This window comes from Pseudonocardia bannensis (assembly GCF_012911875.1).
GTDB lineage: Bacteria > Actinomycetota > Actinomycetes > Mycobacteriales > Pseudonocardiaceae > Pseudonocardia > Pseudonocardia bannensis.
Genome location: NZ_JAAXKZ010000122.1, coordinates 1 through 17,838, shown reverse-complemented (window position 1 = coordinate 17,838; position 17,838 = coordinate 1). Strand labels below are relative to the sequence as shown.

Below are 17,838 nucleotides of genomic sequence, written 5' to 3'. Positions count from 1 at the left end.
GGGACTTGCGGCTCGGGCGGGTGCGCAGCGCCGCTACGTAGTCGGCGGGGGCGCCCGCCTGCTCGGCGGCGTCCGCGATCACCCCGAGGTAGCGTGCCGACGGCACCCCACCCTCGTAGTCGTTGAGCACGTAGATCCAGGCGAGCACGTCGCCCTCCAGGGTGTGCACCCGTAGCCGCAGCTTCTTGTGCAGCCCGAGTTCGCCACCCTCCCAGCGGTCGAGCTGCGCGGAGTCGTGATCCGGGACGTCGTAGAGCACGACGAACACCTGCGAGCCCGGGTCCTCGACCACGGTGGAGAGCGCGCCCTCCCACCCGAAGTCCTCGCCTCCGAAGGTGAGCCGCCAGCCCTGGAGCCAGCCGGTGCCCGCCATCGGCGAGTGCGGGGCGCGCTCCTTCATCTGGGCCGGATCCATGTTCGATCCGTATGCGGCGTACAACGGCACCGCCACAGACTAGTCGCGGGCCGCCGGGGCGCGGTCGACGGACCTCGCTTCGGGGGTGCCGGTGCGCCTCCGCGTACGGTGATCGTGAGGAATCGATACCGGAGGGACGGCAGCGGTGACCCGGATCGTGATCATGGGTGGGGGGCCGGCCGGCTACGAAGCGGCCCTGGTCGCGGCGCAGCACGGCAGCGACGTGACGATCATCGAGCAGGACGGCATGGGTGGGGCGTGCGTGCTCCACGACTGCGTTCCGTCGAAGACCTTCATCTCCTCCGCGGCGGTCCGGGTGGATCTGCACCGCGCCGCGGACCTCGGTGTGCTGGTCGACCGCGACACCGCGGGGGTGGACCTGCCGAAGGTCAACGGCCGGGTCAAGAGCCTCGCGCTCGCCCAGTCGGCGGACGTCCGGGCCCGGCTGGAGCGCGAGGGCGTGCGGATCATCGCCGGTACCGCCTCGTTCAGCGACGAGCCGTCGGCCCGCGCCGCGCACGTGATCGAGGCCCGGCCCGCCAACGGCGAGCGCGAGGACCTGCCCGCCGACGTCGTCCTGGTCGCCACCGGTGCCACGCCCCGGGTGCTCGACTCGGCCCGGCCGGACGGTGAGCGCATCCTCACCTGGCGCCAGCTCTACGACCTGCCCGCGCTGCCCGAGCACCTCGTCGTCGTCGGCTCCGGGGTGACCGGGGCAGAGTTCGTTTCCGCCTACGTCGAGCTCGGCTGCCAGGTGACGCTGGTGTCGAGCCGGGACCGGGTGCTTCCCGGCGAGGACGCCGACGCCGCCGCCGTTCTCCAGGACGTCTTCGCCGAGCGCGGGGTGAACATCCTGTCCAATGCGCGTGCCGAGTCGGTGGTCCGTGACGGGGACGGGGTGCTGGTCACGTTGGCCGACGGACGGACGGTCCGCGGCTCGCATGCGCTGATGACGGTCGGCTCGGTGCCCAACACCTCTGACCTGAGGCTGGAGAAGATCGGGATCGAGACGGACCGCGGCGGGTTCATCACGGTGGACCGGGTCTCCCGGACGTCCGTGCCCGGTGTCTACGCAGCCGGTGACTGCACCGGCCTGCTGATGCTCGCCTCGGTCGCCGCGATGCAGGGCCGGATCGCGATGTGGCACGCCCTCGGTGAGGGCGTCGCGCCCATCAAGCTGCGGACCGTCGCGGCCAACGTCTTCACCCGTCCGGAGATCGCGACCGTCGGGATCAGCCAGCGCGCCATCGACGCGGGCGAGGTGCCTGCCCGCACCATCATGCTGCCGCTGGCCACGAACCCGCGGGCCAAGATGCGCGGCCTGCGGCGTGGCTTCGTGAAGCTGTTCTGCCGCCCGGCCACCGGCGTCGTCATCGGTGGCGTCATCGTCGCCCCGGTGGCCAGCGAGCTGATCCTGCCGATCGCGATGGCGGTGCAGAACGGGCTCGGTGTCGACGATCTCGCGCACACGTTCTCGGTGTACCCGTCGTTGTCCGGGTCGATCACCGAGGCCGCGCGGCAGCTCATGCAGCACAGCGATCTGGACTAGGCCGGAGAAATCGGGCCAGGGTCGGGCTCCGGGCGATCCCGGATCCGGCACGCCGTCACGGCGGCGACGCTGGGGGCATGACCACTCCGCCCACCACCCGGGTCCCCGCCGCTGCCGCGCTGCTCGCCGGTGTCGGGGCGCAACTGGCCGACGACGCGTTCTATCTGGTGCTGCCGCCGACCGCCCTGCTGGCACCGTTCTCCGCGGTGCTCGCGATCCTGCTCACCGCTGGCGCCGCTCGCCTGGTGACTCGCAGGCTCGCCGGCGCCTCCGTTGCCCGGACCGGTTTGGCCGTGGGAGCGGTGTCGGCCGGCGTCGGGCTGCTGATCGGCGGGTTCGGGTGGCTCGCCATGGTGTTCGCGACGTTGACGCTGATCGCGGGCGTCGCCGGGGCCGTCGCGGGCCGGAAGGACGTCACGCCGTAGTCCTGCGTGGTAGGCAGGCCGGATGATCGGAGCTCTGCAGTGCGTCGTCCTGGACTGTCCCGAGCCGATCGGCCTCGCCCGGTTCTACGCGGGCCTGCTGGGCGGTGAGGTGAACCGGGCCGACCCGCGGTGGTCCCTCGACGACGACTGGTCGACGCTGCACCTGGGCTCGGGTGGCGTGCTCGCGTTCCAGCGGGTGGCCGGCCACCGCCCGCCGCGCTGGCCGGATCCCGCCCACCCGCAGCAGTCCCACCTCGATATCGGGGTGGTTGACCTCGACGCCGCGCATGCGCAGGTCGTGGCTCTCGGCGCGCGGCCGCTCGACGTCGACCGGGCGCGGGGCTGGAGCGTCTACGCCGACCCGGCGGGACATCCGTTCTGCCTGGTCCGGGAGTAGGGAACGACGCGATCGCGCTGGTGGGCCATGTGTCACCGGCGCAGCACGTCGGCTCACGGACGTGTCAGCGATCCGGCCTGGCCGGCGGACGGCGATAGTGTGGGCGGCGTGTTGGGGCGGCTGGGACCGGCGGAACGGGATCGCAGCTGGGAGCGGTTGCGCAACGAACAGTTCGACGTGGTCATCGTCGGTGGCGGGGTCGTCGGCAGCGGTGCGGCGCTCGACGCCGCGACCCGGGGACTCTCGGTCGCGCTGGTCGAGGCCCGCGACCTGGCCAGCGGGACGTCCAGCCGCAGCTCCAAGCTCTTCCACGGCGGCCTGCGCTACCTCGAGCAGCTTGAGTTCTCGCTGGTTCGGGAGGCGTTGCACGAGCGCGAGCTGATGTTGACCCGGCTGGCGCCGCACCTGGTCAAGCCGGTGAGCTTCCTCTACCCGCTGACTCACCGGCTCTGGGAGCGGCCGTACGTCACCGCCGGGCTCACCCTCTACGACACGATGGGCGGCGCGCGCTCGCTGCCCCGCCACAAGCAGCTCACGCGCGCCGGCGCCCTGCGGCTGTCCCCCGCGCTCCGGCGCGACGCCCTCGTCGGCGGCATGCAGTACTGGGACGCCCAGGCCGACGACGCCCGGCACACGCTGACCGTCGCCCGCACCGCGGCGCACTACGGGGCCGTCGTACGCACGTCCACGCAGGTCGTGGGCTTCCTCCGGGAAGCCGACCGGGTGTCCGGGGTCCGGGTGCGCGACAGCGAGACCGGGGACGAGATCGACGTCGCTGCGCACGTGGTGATCAACTCCACCGGGGTGTGGACCGACGAGATCCAGCGGATGTCCGGGGGGCGCGGCCGGTTCCGGGTGCGCGCTTCGAAGGGCGTCCACATCGTCGTCCCCCGGGACCGGATCGTGTCCGACTCCGGGATCATCCTGCGCACCGAGACCTCGGTGCTGTTCGTCATCCCGTGGCGCAACCACTGGATCGTCGGCACCACCGACACCGACTGGGACCTCGACCTCGCGCACCCCGCCGCGACCCGCAAGGACGTCGACTACGTGCTCGAACACGTCAACCGGGTGCTCGCGACGCCGCTGACGTACGACGACATCGAGGGTGTCTACGCGGGGTTGCGCCCACTGCTGGCCGGGGACGACGAGGCGACGTCGAAGCTGTCCCGTGAGCACACGGTCGCGCGGGTCTTGCCCGGGCTGGTCGCGATCGCCGGGGGCAAGTACACGACGTACCGGGTGATGGCGGCCGACGCCGTGGACGCGGCCGCCGTCGACATCCCGTCGCGGGTCGCACCCTCGACGACCGAGCGGGTGCCGCTGCTCGGCGCCGACGGCTACCACGCGCTGATCAACCAGTGCGAGCAGATCGGCACCCGGTACGGCCTGCATCCGTACCGCATCCGGCACCTGCTGGATCGCTACGGGTCGCTGCTCGACCACGTCCTCGATGTCGCCGAGGACCGCCGCGAGCTGCTCCAGCCCGTGCCCGGCGCGGAGGACTATCTGCAGGTCGAGGTGGTGCACGCGGTCAGCCATGAGGGTGCGTTGCACCTGGAGGACGTACTCACGCGCCGGACCCGCATCTCGATCGAGTACCCGCACCGTGGAGTGGACTGCGCGCGGCCGGTCGCGGAGCTGATGGCCGACGTGCTCGGCTGGGACTCCGAGATGATCGATCGCGAGGTCGAGATCTACACCGCGCGGGTGCAGGCCGAGCGCGAGTCACAGGAGCTGCCCGACGACGCGGCCGCCGACGCCCGCCGGATCGCCGCCCCGGAGGCCCGCCGGCTCATCCTCGAGTCCAGCGCCTGACTTCGGGCCGCCTTCCCGCCGCCGGTCAGGCGGCCTGCTCGGCGGCCGTGGCGGCCTCGCTGAGTAGCTCGTCGACACGGTGCCGCAACCGTCGCTCGTCGGTCGGCCCGATCGTGGTCCAGTCGGTGCCGTCGTCGGCGGTGCTGCGGGTGAGCAGATGGCGCCCGCGTGGCCCGTCGAGCACGGTGAGGACCCGGGACAACCGCCGCGGGACTTCCCACCGGTCGGTCACGAGCGCGGTGAGCTGGCTACGCCGGCCCCCGTCGTGCAGCATCCGGGCCAGCAGCGTCGCATCCGCGGCGGGGACGGCACGTGCGATGAGCGCCTGGCGCAGATCGCCGGGGTGGGCGAGGGCCTCGGCGAGGACCTGCGTCGGGACGGTGCTCGCCCGTCCCGGGCCGGGAACCGCGGTGGGGAGGACACCCAGTACCCCGGCCGGGAGCGAACCGCACGTCTCGAGCGTGACCGTGGAGTCCTGCCGGACGGCCAGGACGGCCAAGTCGAGGTCGCCCGCCGCGACAGCGCGCACACTGCGACCGAGCCAGGCGCGCAGCTCCAGTTGCCGGGCGGGCCGGGCGAGCACCGTGAGAAGCCGGGCCAGCTCCGGATCAGGACCGGAGGCGTCGGTCAGCCCGCGCCGGCGCAGCGCCTGCAGCCCGGCCGCGACGATCTGGGCGCGCTCGCCGTGGGTGCGACCCGGCGAGGCCAAGCGCAGCACGACGGGGGTCGGCCCGAGACCGAGGCGTTCCCACAGCACGTCGAACTCGACGGCCGTCAGCACCCGGCGATGGGTGGGGCCGGCAGTGGCGGCCGGGAACAGCGACTCACGCACGGCGGCCCTCCGGGTCCTCGGCGCCGATCACCGGAGGGGTGAACCAGCGGTCGTCGGTGAAGACGTCGCCGTCCTCGATCAGATAGTCGGGGCGGCGGTGCTCCTGGGCCGGGGAACCCGCGATCCCGGTGGTCATGGGCTGCATCAGACCGGGGTGTTGCGGGGACGGCCGAGCGCCGCCGGTGCGTGCCGCGGGCTCGGTGGCGGTGGGGGTGCCTCCCGCGGAAGGGAAGGCCTCGAATGTCGCCCCCTGCCCGGGCCGGATGGCTCGCTCTGGTAGACCTCGGATGGGCTCACCGGGCGTACCCACGGGGCGGGAGCGGGTGCCCTCAGCCGGCAGGTTACGGGTCAGCTCGGCGGATGTCCGACCAGCCGGTTCGCCGGACGTCACCGGTAGGAACGAGCCGGCGATGCCCCGAGCGGCATGGTCCGGCAGGTCGAGCGAACTCCTCGGCCGGGTGTTGCCGGGAGGCCTCGCCCTCTCTACCACCGGACCGCCGACCCGTGCCGCGAGTGGGGCCACTGGACTGGGAGCCACTCCGGCGACGGGGGTGCCGGAACTCGGCCCGACACCGACCGAGCCCGACCCAGCTACCGGGACGCCCCCAGCTACCGGGACGCCCCCAGGTGCGGTGACGGCGCCCGTCGATCCTCCAGCTGTCGAGGCCGGCCCCGCTGCCCCGCCGATCCATGCCGGCTCGCTGCCGCCGGCGAACGCGCTGCCGGCAGACCAGGTCCCGCCGGCTGCTGATCCACCCGCAACGGCTGCCTGCACCGTCACCTCCGGTGGGGCGCTCCATGTAACGAAGTACCAGTTGTTGTTTCTCGTGTTGTCCGCGTAGCCCTCCATCAACTCGACGGCGCGCGACGCATCGTTGTCGCGCTGGGTGTCGGCTGCTGCCCAGTCGTCGAGGACATAGGGATCGATGCCCGGGTCGTTCAGGCTCGGCGGCGGTTCCTCCGGCAGCCGCGGATGACTCGGCGGTGGCATCTTCGTACGCAGCTCGGCGGCCTGTGCCGCTTGATTGGACAGCCCGCGTGCCGTAACCCATGCATCCTCGGCGCTGGCGGTCGCCCAGGCGCCCAGCGGGGTCAAACCGTTGGCGGTCGCTTCGGCAGCCTGGCCCTCCCAGCCGCCGCCGATGCTCGCGATCGCCTTCGACAGTGCGGTGTCGATGGCGCGGATCGTCTGCTCGATCCGCTGCCACCCGGTCTCCGCCGCCGTCGATGCCGCCGCCCCCGGGCCGTCCTGCACCTGTTGGTAGATCTGCTCGTGGCTCATGCCACGCCAGCGGACGCCACTCACGCTTGCCGTCCCCACCGCGCGGCGTTCTCACCCTCGACGCGCCGGTAGTCGTCCTCCATCTGTTTCAGATTGTCGCGGACCTTGACCAGCTCGGCCTCGTATGTAAGCAATGCATTCAGGGCCGACTGGGGACCGTCGACGATGTGCTCGTGGTAGAAGGCGGCGCTACCGGCGCTCACCTCGTCACCCAGCCACGGCTGGGGTATCCGGGCCTGGTTCCGCAGGTTGAGTAGCTGTGGGCTGAGCTGCGTGATCGCTTCCTCGAACGCCTGGCGCAGCGCGGGGAGCATGTGTAGTTCGAGGTGCAGTACGGCCTGCGGGCGGTAGCTCAAGGTTCCCCCTGACGCGGCAGGAGTGGGCGGTCGCGCCGGACGCTATGACAGAGGTCGTCTTTGGCAGATCCGTTCGGTGAAACGCTTCGCGATGGTGAACGTCAGCGGGTGAGCAATGAGGCGATCGCGGCCTCGGCGACCCGTTGAGCGTCACGGCAGAGATGGTCCTGCGGGATGGGCTGACCGCGGGTGCCCTGGGCGAACTGGATATCGAGCAATTGCCCGGCGGCGACATCAATCTCAACGCTGCAGAAGTCCCGGAGTCGAGTGGGTCGAGCCAGAACCGCCGGGAAGCCCGCCACGGTGATCCCGGTCAGCTCGTCGGTCACGCCGCCGGACGACGTGATGATCTCGATGCCTCGGTCGGTCACCACCGACAGGCCGACGGAGACCTCTCGCGGTTCGGTTCCGCGAATTGAGCACGACGAAGCTTCACCGAACAGGCCATTTGCGCTCGTGTACGCGACCGGGCGCCCGTCCAACCCCAGCTCCGCCCGCTGGTCGGCGGTGAGCAGGCTGCAGGGATCGATGCCGTCGATCCGCACCTCCCGCGGCCGCGGCGGCAGCGCGATCTCGCTGGGCTCGGCCGAGGTGGAGACAGGTGCCGCCGTACCCGGGCCCGCCGTCGCACACCCCGACACGACGGCCAGCAGGACGGCGATCACCACAACCCGGCGCACCGGCCGAACGGTAGCGGAGCGGACACCGCCGGTGACGCGATTGCACCGCCACGGGAAAGCCCCCGGCGAACCGGCTGCAGTCCGGTTCGGCGGGGGCTTGCCCGTCAGCTGGTCTGCGCGAGCGGTGCTCGGCAGCCGGTCAGGGTGCACACGGGTGTGTACGGGATGCGATCCCGAACATCGGGGTCCGTGCTGGTCCGGGCGAAGGGCCACTGCCCGGTGAAGCGCTGGAGGTACCAGTACAGGAACAGGTAGTCCTGCGCTTCGGGGTCGGCGATGAACACCGGCTGCCCGGGAAGCTGGGAGACCCAACGGGCGTAGGCGGTCATCGCGATGGCGGGTGGGCGGGTCGCCCGGCGGGTGGTGAGCCAGTCCTCGGCCCGACCTCGCCAGGATTGCAGCGCGATCGGGTGCAGGGTGGCGCCGGGCAGTTCACGCAGGTTGGCCGTGAACGTGGTGAGCAGGGCCCCGTCCGCGTTGTGCGCGGCCGAGGCGAGGGTGAGGAGGGAGTGTGGGCCGGGGATCGGCCCGTCGACGTGGATGTGGCTGGTCACGTACAGGGTGTCGGGGGGCATGACGGATCCTGGGTCGCCGTTGTGACGGTGGACGTGTTCGCGGCGCGGCTGGGCCTGCGTGGCGAACGGATCCGCGGCGCGGTCTCTGTCCGCGTGGCGGAAGTAACCGGGCCCCGTGGATGGTCACACGGGTACATCACTGCTGTCCGCTATGCACTTGTTCAGCACGGTGCGGTCGCCGTGGAATAACCTGGCGAAACGACGTTAAGCGGACATGCCGCCGCCGTCAATGGCGTGATCAGCGGTCACCGGCCAGCCGGCCGGCGAGCACCACGTCGACCCGCTTACCGTCGACGACCCACGCCGAACGCTGCCGGCCCTCGATGGTGAACCCGCACTTTGCGCCGACGCGGGCGGAGGCCTCGTTGCCCTCGGCCCAGGCGTAGGTCACCCGGTGCAGTCCGAGCCCGCCGAAGCCGAACCGCACCACGCTCGACACCGCGGCGGTGGTCATGCCCCGGCTCCGCGCGTGCGGCAGCGCCCAGCAGGTCACGTCGGCGGTGCCCACGTTCAGGTCCAGCCCGGCGAGGCTGACCTCGCCGAGCATCTCCCCGGTCGTCGGCTCACACACCGCCCAGGAACAGCGGGTCTCTGCTGCCCAGCCCTCGGTGCACTCGGCGATGTGCGCGCCGACGGCCTCGAGGGTCGGCTCCGGGCGCCGGCGCCAGCGGAGGATCTCCGGGTCCAGGCACGATGCCAGCACGGCGTGCCGGTCGTCGATCCGGTCGTCGACGCGCATCGCGCGCAAGTACCACGTTCCGGCGTTGATCTCGACGGGTTCCATGGGCGTTCCGCCCTCGTGGGTGGCGACAGCGGCGGGGGCCGCCATCGCCACCCACGGAGGGTCAGTCCTTGATCTCGCAGATGACGGTGCCCTGCGACACCGAGCTGCCGCTCTCGGCGGACAGGCTGGTGATCGTGCCGTCCTTGTGCGCGGTGACCGGGTTCTCCATCTTCATGGCTTCGAGGACCACGATGAGGTCGCCCGCCGACACGGTGTCACCGTCGGACACCGCGACCTTGATGATCGTGCCCTGCATCGGCGCGGTCACGGAGTCGCCCGACACCTTGGCGCCGCCCTTGCCGCCACCGCGCTTGCGCGGCGGGGCCTTGGCCGCGCCGGCCGAGCCGCCACCGCCGAGCGCCAGATCCCCGGGCAGCGACACCTCGAGCCGGCGGCCGCCGACCTCGACGACGACGGTCTGGCGGGGCGACTCGTCGGACTCGGCACCCTCGCCGCCGGTGAACGGCTCGACGGTGTTGTCCCACTCGGTCTCGATCCACCGGGTGTGAACGGTGAAGTCCTTCTCCTCGGTGGCCGCGAACGCCGGGTCGTCGACGACGATGCGGTGGAACGGCAGCACGGTGGCCATGCCCTCCACCTGGAACTCGGCCAGCGCCCGCCGTGAGCGCTCGAGGGCCTGCGCGCGGTCCGAGCCGGTCACGATGAGCTTGGCCAGCAGCGAGTCGAACTGGCCGCCGATGACCGAACCGGCCTCGACGCCCGCGTCCACCCGCACGCCCGGGCCTGCCGGGTAGGCGATGGAGGTGACGGTGCCCGGCGCCGGCAGGAAGTTGCGGCCGGCGTCCTCGCCGTTGATGCGGAACTCGATCGAGTGCCCGCGCGGCTCCGGGTCCTCGAGCAGGTTGAGCACCTCGCCCTCGGCGATCCGGAACTGCTCGCGCACCAGGTCCAGCCCGGAGGTCTCCTCAGAGACGGGGTGCTCGACCTGCAGCCGGGTGTTGACCTCCAGGAAGGAGATCAGGCCGTCCTGGGCGACGAGGAACTCCACCGTGCCGGCGCCGTGGTAGCCGGCCTCCTTGCAGATGGCCTTCGACGCGTCGTGGATGGTCTTGCGCTGCTCGTCGGACAGGAACGGCGCGGGCGCCTCCTCCACCAGCTTCTGGAACCGGCGCTGCAGCGAGCAGTCGCGGGTGCCGACGACGATGACGTTGCCGTGCGTGTCGGCGAGCACCTGGGCCTCGACGTGGCGCGGCTTGTCCAGGTAGCGCTCCACGAAGCACTCACCGCGGCCGAACGCCGCCGTCGCCTCGCGCACCGCGGAGTCGAACAGCTCGGGGATCTCCTTGAGCTCGCGGGCCACCTTCATCCCGCGCCCGCCGCCGCCGAACGCCGCCTTGATCGCCACGGGTAGCCCGTGCTCCTCGGCGAACTTCACGACCTCGTCGGTGTCGGCCACCGGGTCGGGGGTGCCGGGCACCAGGGGGGCGCCGGCGCGCATCGCGATGTGCCGTGCGGTGACCTTGTCACCGAGGTCGCGGATGGCCTGCGGGGTCGGGCCGATCCAGGTCAGGTCGGCGTCGATCACGGCCTGGGCGAAGTCGGCGTTCTCCGACAGGAATCCGTAGCCGGGGTGGATCGCGTCCGCGCCGGCCTGCTTCGCGGCGTCGATGACCTTGCCGAAGTCGAGGTAGGACTCGGCGGCGGTGTTGCCGCCGAGGGCGAAGGCCTCGTCGGCGAGCCGGACGAACAGCGCGTCCCGGTCGGGGTCGGCGTAGACCGCGACGCTGCCAAGTCCCGCGTCCTTGGCGGCTCGGATCACCCGGACGGCGATCTCCCCGCGGTTGGCGACGAGAACTTTGCGCAGCTTCGGCACTTCGGCCTCCTCGTGGTCCTGGGCCGGGTCCGTGCGCCGGCGCAGTGGTTACCGCGGAGTCTAGGAGTCCCGCTGCGTCCACCTGATGTGAGGCGTTGTGGTGTAGGTGACGGTTTCCCGGCCGGACGGCCGGAGGTCACCCGATCGGGGCGGGGTCAGGCGCGTCGCCCGGCCCAGCGCAGGGTGCGGCCGGCCACCTGCACGAACAGCGCCGCTCCCGCCCGCCGGACGGCGGGCAGCCGGCGCCGGCGCGGCGGACGCACCCCGTCGTAGTACCAGCCCACCTCGCGCCCCGCGAGCTCCTCCGCGCCGCCCGCGCCCAGTACCCCGGCGGCGCGCAGCGCCCGCGCCACGTCCCAACCGTCGCGCAGCGCACCGGCCGGCGGACGACCTCCGGCATGCGCGGCGAAGCTGTCCGGCCACGCCTGGCCGACCGACGCAGCCAGCAGCGGCCACACCTGCGCGGCCTGCCCGGCGCGCTTGCGCAGCAGCGCCCGCCGGGTGGCGGCGAGCCGCCCCGGGTCGAAACCCCCCGGCAGCGGTCCACCGGCGACCAGGGCGGCGACCAGCTCGGCCTGCCGGGCGGCCAGCCCGGTGCGCTCCGCCGGGGTGGGCGGCGGGCTCTCCGGTTCCAGCCACAACCGGCTCACGATGCGCTCCACTCGAAGCCCGCCGACCGCGCGACGGCGCCCAGCTCGGCCCGCAGCTCGGCACCCGGCGGGTACCGGCCGTCGCGCTCCAGCATCACCGCAGGTGGCGGGTGCCGGTCGCGCAGCTCCTCGAGCAGCCTGAGCACGCCGGGCGGTACCGCATCGGTGTGTGTGTCGTGGTAGAGCCCGTCGTGGTCGGCCCCACCGGCCACGTGGACGTACGCCACCCGTTCCAGAGGCAGCGCGTCGAGCACGGTGACCGGGTCGGTGCCGCGATTGCGTGCGTTCGCGTACACGTTCGCCACGTCGAGCAGGAGCAGGGTGTCGGTGCGCTCCATCAGCTCGGTCAGGAACTCCGGCTCGGAGTACTCGTCGTCGGGCCAGTCGAACAGGGCGGCGATCGGCTCGAGGGCGAGCGGTACGTCCAGTTCGGCCTGCAGCCGCCGCACGTTCGCGCTCAGCACGTCGAGCGCCTCCCTGGTCCGGGGCACCGGCAGCAGGTGCCCGGCGTCGTGGCCCCCGGCCCGGACGAACGCGACGTGCTCGCTGACCAGCGGAGCGTCCAGCGCAGCGGCGCAGGCCGCGAGGTGGGTGACCCGCTGGGGCTCGACCGGTTCGGCGCCGCCGAGGGACAGCCGAACCCCGTGCGGGATGACGGGAAGGCCTCGCTCCCGCAGCTCCGCCACCCCTCGAGGCGGAACTGCGGGAGCGAGCGATTCCGCGATGACCTCGCAGAACCGCAGTTCGGGCAGGTCTGCGATCAGCCCGGAGATCTCCGGGCGCCACCCGATTCCGGGTCCGATCTGTCCGGGGCGGGCCGGGGGGCCGCTCGGCTCAGCCGCCGCAGCCGCCGCCACCGCAACCCCCGCCACCTCCGCAGCCGCTGCCGGCGCCGTCGGAGCTGCTGCCGGTGTCGCCGCCGTAGCTGCCGCCGGCGCCGCCCGCGGTGGCCAGTTTCTGCGCGGCCAACTCGTCGGCGAACACGGGGTCGGACGCCCACAGCGCGCTCATTCCGAACACGCCGACCCCGAGCGCGGCGCCGGTCGCGCCGTAGGCCGCCCAGTCCGGCTTCATTGCGGGGGCCAGGGCGTGGTGCTCGTCGCGCAGCCGCTCCAGCGTCGTGTCGCCGAGCGGGGTGCGTCGCGGGGCCCGGGAAAGGTGCACCGCCGCCACCACGGCGACGACCAGCAGGGCCACCAGCAGCCATCCCACCGGTCGGGCGTCGGCCACCCCGGCGAGCAGGCGGATCAGGCCCAGGCCGGCCACGGCGAGCATCCAGAACCCGACCTGGCGGACCGCGCGGCGCTGGTCGGCGCTGAGCAGGAGCCCACCCTCGACGAGGCGTTGCTCGATCCCCTCCAGCGCCGTGACCACGGCGCGGTGGAACCGCAGGCGGTACCGCGGCATGGGCACGGCCGCCGTGAAGTGGATCGCCCGCTCGAGTTCCTCGGCGGAGCGGTCGATGCGGCCGGCCGCCTGCACGGTGCCCCGGCCGGCCGTGACGATGGTGCCGTGCAGCCGCATGGCGCTCAGGGCCGAGTAGACGGCCAGGTCGGAGCCGGAATTGAGGTAGGCCACGTCGTGCGGGTGGGCGGTGACCTCCTCCAGCGGCCGGTCGGGCTGCCGATCGGCGATCGCCCGCCGGGCGCGTGTCGCCGCCACCCAGACCGCCGCCGCGATGACCGAGTAGACCATCAGGAAGGTCGGTCCGCTGATCCCCCAGGTGTCACCTGTCGCTGCGAGTGAGCTCATCTGAACACCCCTTGAGCCGTCCTCATGAGACAGCTCACAGTGTGGAGAGCAGCTGCTTACGAGGGAACGTTCTTCACCAGGACTTGAGGTTCGCCGGCCTCACGGTGACGAACCGTGCAGGCCCGCACACCGTCGGTGTGCGGGCCTGCTGAGATCCCGTCGGCTGAAGGCGGTGACGGCCGCTCAGGCCGCGGTGGCCGCGCGGACCTGGTTCTTGATCCGTGCGAGCATCGCGGCCATCCCGCGCAGCCGCAGCGGGCTCACCGCCTGGGCGAGCCCGAGTGCGGTGTAGAAGTCGTCCGGGACGGCCAGCACGTCGGCGGCGGGTTCGCCGTCCAGGCCGGTGTGCATGATCGAGGCGAACCCGCGGGTCGTGGGCGCCTCCGGCGGTGCGGAGAAGAACAGGCGCACCTTGCGGTCGGCGTCATCGTCGACCTCCACCGCCAGGAACAGCGGCGACTGGCACTCGTGCACCTGCTCCATCGAGTCCGCGGCGTCGGCATAGCGGCGCGGCAGCTCGGGCAGCTCCTGCGAGAGCTCGAGCAGCAGTTGGAGCCGGTCCTTCGGGCCGACGTCGGAGAAGTCGTCGACCAGCTCGGCCAGCCGCGGCGGAAGGCTCATCGGGCGGGCGCCTCCCCGCGCTCGGGGCCCGTCACGATGGGAACCCCGACGGTGTTGCCCCACTCGGTCCAGCTGCCGTCGTAGTTGCGGACGTTCTCGAAACCGAGCAGGTGGGTCAGCACGAACCAGGTGTGGCTCGAGCGCTCGCCGATCCGGCAGTAGGCGACCACCTTGTCGTCGGGCGACAAGCCCTGCTCCTGCTGGTAGATGGCCTCCAGCTCCGCCCGCGACCGGAACGTCGCGTCCTCGGCCGCCGCGCGGGCCCACGGCACGCTCGCCGCTCCCGGGATGTGGCCGCCGCGGACGGCGCCCTCCTGCGGGTAGTCGGGCATGTGCAGCAGCTCGCCGGAGTACTCACCGGGGGAGCGCACGTCGACCATCGGCTGGCCCAGGTGTGCCAGCACGTCGTCCCTGAACGCCCGGATCGTGCTGTCGTCGCGCTCGACCACCGGGTAGTCGACGGCCTCGGGCTTCGGCGCCTCGGTGGTCATCTCCCGGCCCTCGGCCACCCACTTGGCCCGGCCACCGTCGAGCAGACGCACGTCCGGGTGGCCGAACAGGCTGAACACCCACAGCGCGTACGCGGCCCACCAGTTGTTCTTGTCGCCGTAGATGACGACGGTGGTGTCGCGGCCGATGCCGCGCTCTCCGAGGATCTCGGCGAAGCGCGCGCCGTCGACGTAGTCGCGGGTCACCGGGTCGTTGAGCTCGGTGTGCCAGTCGACCTTGACCGCGCCCGGGATGTGCCCGGTGTCGTAGAGCAGGACGTCCTCGTCGGACTCGACGACGACGAGGCCGTCCGCGCCCAGGTTCTGCGCGAGCCACTCGGTGGTCACCAGGCGCTCGGGGTGGGCGTACTCGGCCAGCTTCGGGTCGGTGTCGTTGGGCAGTGCCATACCTGCAGAGACTAGTCGCGCGCCCGGAGCTGCGTGGGAGGTCAGGCCGATGGTGGCCGGCTCGCGTGCCGGGGAGGACGGTAGGCGGGTCGTGGGCGGGGACCCGGTGCGGGCCCTGGTCGCTCCCGCCCCGGCGGCGTTACCGCGGCGTCCGGCGGGACCGACCGATCGGCGGCTCCCGCCGTCGAGCGCCGATCGGCCGGTCGCCGGCGACGAGTGGTGGGCCGGTGGCCGGATCGAGCGACGCAAGTCACTCACGAATGCACCGGGTTGAGCCGTCCATTGTGGATGGACCCGGGAAAATGCTGACGAACGGTGATCATCTATCGCTGAACGGCGGGAGACTCGCGACTTGTTGGTCCGATCGAGGCGGCCCGAAATCACGCTCTGTGTATGTTTCGGTCGATCACGAAGGGGTCGGATCGCGCAGACGTGACGGAAGCACTCGGTGCTGATCCGTGGTGTCGCGCCATCGGCTCGATGTCTGGGGACGAGAGGGTGGTGGCCGGGCGATGCACGGACTGCTCGAATACCTGCCGCGCGGCAACACGCTGGACGGGAAGGCGTGGCAACGGCGGCACCACCTGCTCGAATGGGTGGTCCTCCTGCACGTGCCCGGGATGCTGGCGCTCGGGCTGTACCTCGGCCGTCCGGCGTTGGCGGTCGGTCTCACGCTGATCGGTCCGGTTCTCGCCGTCGTCCTCGGTCACCTGATCCCGCACCGGCGTCTGGCCTCGTTCTTCGTCACCGGCGGCCTGGTCTACTGCTCCGCGGCGCTGGTCGGCCTCACCGAAGGCACCATCGAGGCGCACTTCCACTTCTTCATCATCATCGGCTTCATCGCGCTCTACCAGGACTGGGTGCCGTTCCTGTGGAACGTCGTCTTCACGGTGTTCAGCCACGGCATCGGAACCGTCTGGTTCGGCGGACTGATCTTCTCGCACCCTGCGGGACAGGCGAATCCGTGGCTGTGGTCGTTGATCCACGGCCTGGGCGTGTTCGCGGCCTGTGTCGGGGTGGTGATCTTCTGGCGGATCACCGAGGACGAGCAGACCGAGAAGGAGGCGCTGGGCAAGCAGCTGATCACCGCCGACGCGGAGATCGGGCGGCGCCGGTTCGCCTCCGAGATGCTGGTCAACCTCGCCCGGCGGAACCAGAGCATGCTCTACCGGCAGCTGGACATCATCAACCAGCTCGAGGAGAAGGAGCAGGACCCCGACGCGCTGGCCGAGTTGTTCCGGCTCGACCACCTCGCCACCCGGGTCCGGCGCAACGCCGAGAGCCTGCTCGTGCTCGCCGGTGAGCAGCCCCCGCGAACCTGGTCCGCCCCGGTTCCGCTGCGGGACGTGATCCGCGCGGCGATCGCGGAGACCGAGGACCTCGATCGGGTCGTGTACGCGGTCGACGACCGGGCGGCGGTCGCCGGGCACACCGTCGCCGACCTGACCCACCTGCTTGCCGAGCTGACCGAGAACGCCGTGCGCTTCTCCCCGCCCGAGACCGCCGTGACGATCCGTGCCCGGCCGAACCCGCAGGACGAGGGCGGGCAGCTGCTGACGGTCGAGGACTGGGGCGTCGGCATGCCGGCCGGGGACATGGCCGAGGCCAACGAGCTGCTGTCGCAGCCGCCCGAGGTGGACCTCGCGGTCTCGCAACGCCTCGGCTTCCACGTCGTGGCCCGGCTGGCCGTCCGACACGGCATCAAGGTCTCGCTCACCGCGACCCCGGGGTCCGGTGTCACCGCGGTCGTCGTCCTGCCGGCTGCCCTGTTCACCGCGGGCCACGCCGAGCCGATCGCGGCGATGGCGGCCACCGCGCCGGTCCCGGTACCGGCCGTGCGTCCGGCGGGTGCGGTGGGCCGGGGCACGCACGCAGCTGCTCCGGGCGCGCCGGCCCGGGTGACGACGTCGGAGCCGGGGTGGGCCGGTGCCGCAGCCGGCAACGGCGGGTCCGCGGCACCGACCGCGACGATGCCGCGCCCGGAGCCGGCCGCGGGAGCGACGTGGATGTCGTCGCAGGCCTCACCGCCCGCAGGGGAGAGCGAGCTGCCGGGCGACGCGGGCAACGACTGGACAGGCTGGTGGAATCCGTCCGCCGACGGCCACAGTGGGCCCGGCCCGGTGCCCGGTGGCCCGGGCCCCGCACCTGCGGCCCCCCTCGGGTCCGCCGACGGGACCCCGGCCGCCCGCCCGGGGAACGGGGGTCCCGCCGGCCCGGCGGAGACGGCACCCGTGGCCCGGTCGGGCGAGCAACCGCCGTCCCGGCACTCCATCCCCCGGCCGCGATCAGAGGCCCGGCCGGTGCCCCGGCCGCAGCCCCGGCCCCACGACCCGCCCTCGCCGCGTCCGTCGGTGTCCGCACCCGGCGGCTTCGGGCTGCGCCGGCGGGTACCGCAGTCGCACCTGGCTCCGGAACTGCGACAGCCGGAGCCCGAGTCGGCCCCGGTCGCGGCCCAGCCGCCCAGCACCGAGGCGGCCACGGCACTGTCGCGCTACCAGGCGCACCGGCAGGCCGCCCGGGCGCTCGTGGACCCGGAGGCGGACGGCGAGCCCGCCGCCCCCGAGGAGAACAAGCAGCCGTGAGCGAGCCTGCGAGCTCGCCGTCGGGCACAGCAGCACCGCGACAGCGGTCGACGATCGTCGATGAGGAGGGCTCGTGAGCCCGGTGACAGGGCAGCTCGACTGGCTGCTGGGGGAGTTCGCCCGGGAGACCCCGGGCGTGGTTCACGCGGTGGTCCTACGGTTCCGTCCCGGGTTGAACTGGCCAGTGCGTATGGCCGTGAGGCCCAGGGGCGCGGGGTATGGCTGACGCGGTGGTGCCGCTGATGGCTCGGACGGCTTGGCCACCCGGCGCTCCACGACGGCCACGACTGCTGAATTGGGAACCGCGAAATCGATCGCCGTGTAGGGCAACGACAGCGAGGCCGTCTACGAGAATTATCCGGAGACGGGAGAGCCTGTGGATCGCATCTG

At 72.4% G+C, this 17,838-nt stretch carries 18 protein-coding genes and 1 pseudogene; 5 read left to right on the top strand and 14 right to left on the bottom strand.

Features of this window, described 5'->3' with window-relative positions; all coding sequences use genetic code 11:
• On the bottom strand, positions 1-445 hold a 445-nt coding region (locus tag HF519_RS24300; RefSeq protein ID WP_169415315.1), incomplete at its 3' end, for a gamma-glutamylcyclotransferase family protein.
• 115 nt (positions 446-560) lie between these two features.
• Between HF519_RS24300 and HF519_RS24295 the strand changes: the two genes are divergently transcribed.
• The 4 genes from HF519_RS24295 (at position 561) to HF519_RS24280 (ending at position 4,604) form a co-directional block, all read left to right on the top strand.
• Entirely contained in the window at positions 561-1,964 is a 1,404-nt protein-coding gene (locus HF519_RS24295; RefSeq protein ID WP_169415314.1) for an NAD(P)H-quinone dehydrogenase, read from the top strand.
• A 77-nt stretch (positions 1,965-2,041) separates the two neighbouring features.
• Positions 2,042-2,389, top strand: coding sequence for a hypothetical protein (locus tag HF519_RS24290; RefSeq protein ID WP_169415313.1), 348 nt, complete (start codon positions 2,042-2,044; stop codon positions 2,387-2,389).
• Positions 2,390-2,411: 22 nt separating this feature from the next.
• Entirely contained in the window at positions 2,412-2,786 is a 375-nt protein-coding gene (locus tag HF519_RS24285) for a VOC family protein (protein WP_169415312.1), read from the top strand.
• 27 nt (positions 2,787-2,813) lie between these two features.
• Positions 2,814-4,604, top strand: coding sequence for a glycerol-3-phosphate dehydrogenase/oxidase (locus HF519_RS24280; protein WP_169415311.1), 1,791 nt, complete (start codon positions 2,814-2,816; stop codon positions 4,602-4,604).
• Between the two features lie 25 nt (positions 4,605-4,629).
• On the opposite strand, the gene HF519_RS24275 is transcribed toward HF519_RS24280, so the two are convergent.
• The 13 genes and pseudogenes from HF519_RS24275 to HF519_RS24220 form a co-directional block, all read right to left on the bottom strand.
• Positions 4,630-5,436 (bottom strand): ESX secretion-associated protein EspG, encoded by an 807-nt coding sequence (locus HF519_RS24275; protein WP_169415310.1) that lies wholly within the window; start codon positions 5,434-5,436, stop codon positions 4,630-4,632.
• Positions 5,429-5,572, bottom strand: a complete 144-nt coding sequence (locus HF519_RS31750; protein WP_246245064.1) for a hypothetical protein — start codon at positions 5,570-5,572, stop codon at positions 5,429-5,431. The genes HF519_RS24275 and HF519_RS31750 overlap by 8 nt, the downstream gene beginning before the upstream one ends.
• An 855-nt stretch (positions 5,573-6,427) precedes the next feature.
• Positions 6,428-6,718: pseudogene (locus HF519_RS33370) on the bottom strand (PPE domain-containing protein); the annotation flags it as partial.
• Between the two features lie 20 nt (positions 6,719-6,738).
• The gene (locus HF519_RS24265) at positions 6,739-7,074 is read right to left on the bottom strand and encodes a hypothetical protein (protein WP_169415308.1); all 336 of its coding nucleotides are present in this window, start codon (positions 7,072-7,074) and stop codon (positions 6,739-6,741) included.
• A 101-nt stretch (positions 7,075-7,175) separates the two neighbouring features.
• Complete coding sequence (locus tag HF519_RS24260) at positions 7,176-7,742, bottom strand: DUF3558 domain-containing protein (protein ID WP_211170508.1); 567 nt, start codon at positions 7,740-7,742, stop codon at positions 7,176-7,178.
• Between the two features lie 116 nt (positions 7,743-7,858).
• Entirely contained in the window at positions 7,859-8,329 is a 471-nt protein-coding gene (locus HF519_RS24255; RefSeq protein WP_211170507.1) for a hypothetical protein, read from the bottom strand.
• Positions 8,330-8,567: 238 nt separating this feature from the next.
• On the bottom strand, positions 8,568-9,158 hold the full coding sequence (locus HF519_RS24250; protein WP_246245067.1) for a GNAT family N-acetyltransferase: 591 nt from the start codon (positions 9,156-9,158) through the stop codon (positions 8,568-8,570).
• A gap of 16 nt (positions 9,159-9,174) precedes the next feature.
• Positions 9,175-10,947 carry an acetyl/propionyl/methylcrotonyl-CoA carboxylase subunit alpha gene (locus HF519_RS24245; protein ID WP_169415306.1) on the bottom strand — a complete coding sequence of 591 codons (1,773 nt, stop codon included), beginning with the start codon at positions 10,945-10,947 and terminating at the stop codon, positions 9,175-9,177.
• 155 nt (positions 10,948-11,102) lie between these two features.
• Positions 11,103-11,597 (bottom strand): SCO6045 C-terminal-like domain-containing protein, encoded by a 495-nt coding sequence (locus tag HF519_RS24240; RefSeq protein WP_312860315.1) that lies wholly within the window; start codon positions 11,595-11,597, stop codon positions 11,103-11,105.
• Positions 11,594-12,454: an MbnB/TglH/ChrH family RiPP precursor modification enzyme gene (locus tag HF519_RS24235; protein ID WP_169415305.1), complete on the bottom strand. Its 861-nt coding sequence runs from the start codon at positions 12,452-12,454 to the stop codon at positions 11,594-11,596. The genes HF519_RS24240 and HF519_RS24235 overlap by 4 nt, the downstream gene beginning before the upstream one ends.
• Entirely contained in the window at positions 12,432-13,349 is a 918-nt protein-coding gene (locus HF519_RS24230; RefSeq protein WP_169415304.1) for a TIGR04222 domain-containing membrane protein, read from the bottom strand. Before HF519_RS24230 ends, HF519_RS24235 begins: the two co-directional genes overlap by 23 nt.
• A 183-nt stretch (positions 13,350-13,532) precedes the next feature.
• On the bottom strand, positions 13,533-13,970 hold the full coding sequence (locus HF519_RS24225) for a SufE family protein (protein ID WP_169415303.1): 438 nt from the start codon (positions 13,968-13,970) through the stop codon (positions 13,533-13,535).
• Positions 13,967-14,866, bottom strand: coding sequence for a sulfurtransferase (locus HF519_RS24220; protein ID WP_169415302.1), 900 nt, complete (start codon positions 14,864-14,866; stop codon positions 13,967-13,969). The genes HF519_RS24225 and HF519_RS24220 overlap by 4 nt, the downstream gene beginning before the upstream one ends.
• 512 nt (positions 14,867-15,378) lie before the next feature.
• Between HF519_RS24220 and HF519_RS24215 the strand changes: the two genes are divergently transcribed.
• The gene (locus HF519_RS24215; RefSeq protein ID WP_169415301.1) at positions 15,379-17,448 is read left to right on the top strand and encodes an ATP-binding protein; all 2,070 of its coding nucleotides are present in this window, start codon (positions 15,379-15,381) and stop codon (positions 17,446-17,448) included.
• Positions 17,449-17,838: the final 390 nt, after the last annotated feature.